Raw genomic sequence first — 570 nt, 5'->3', positions numbered from 1 at the left:
ATCAGGCCGTTGCTGTTGACGTCGGTAAAATACGCGCGAACGCCGAGATTGCCGCGCAGCCGCATCCCGCCGACATGGCCGTCCCAGTCGAGCTGGCCATAGGTCGCCTTGGTCGTTTCGGTGACGGTGTAGGTGTTTTCGATGTCGGTTGCGCCGGCGGTGGTGTGCGAGGCGTTATATTTGGCAAATGCTGCCGCATAATTGCCGGTGATCCAGCTTGCCGCCTCGTTCTGCGTGAAGACGTCGGCATAGGATGTCACGGGGCTGCCGGTGAATTGGTGGAACTGCCCGTCATTGTAGATTTCGGAGCCCGACGTGCTGTAGCGGCGATAGCTCGCCCCCGCGCGCAGCGTGAATATGTCACTCAGCTTTAGATGCCCGTTGCCGGTCGCTTCGCGCAGGCTGGTCTTGTTCCAGAATTCGCGGAAGTAGAATTCCTTGAACTCATATTTCGACGCATCGGTGGTGTTCCAACGATAGACGTTGGTCGCCGAGGTGCCGTCCGCCGCATAGGTCGTGGTCATGCCGCCATAAGCGCGCAGGTACAGCTTGTCATCATACGGGGTAGTG

Annotated in this window: 1 protein-coding gene; it reads right to left on the bottom strand. The window is 59.1% G+C overall.

Features of this window, described 5'->3' with window-relative positions:
• A partial coding sequence (locus AACY52_RS29590) for a hypothetical protein (protein WP_339561264.1) occupies nt 1-570 on the bottom strand: 570 nt, incomplete at both ends.

Source organism: Pseudomonas sp. EA_65y_Pfl1_P113, from assembly GCF_963970525.1.
Taxonomy (GTDB): Bacteria; Pseudomonadota; Gammaproteobacteria; order Pseudomonadales; family Pseudomonadaceae; genus Aquipseudomonas; species Aquipseudomonas tritici.
The sequence above is the reverse complement of the archived record's forward strand: the minus strand, read 5'-3'. Positions and strand labels throughout refer to the sequence as shown.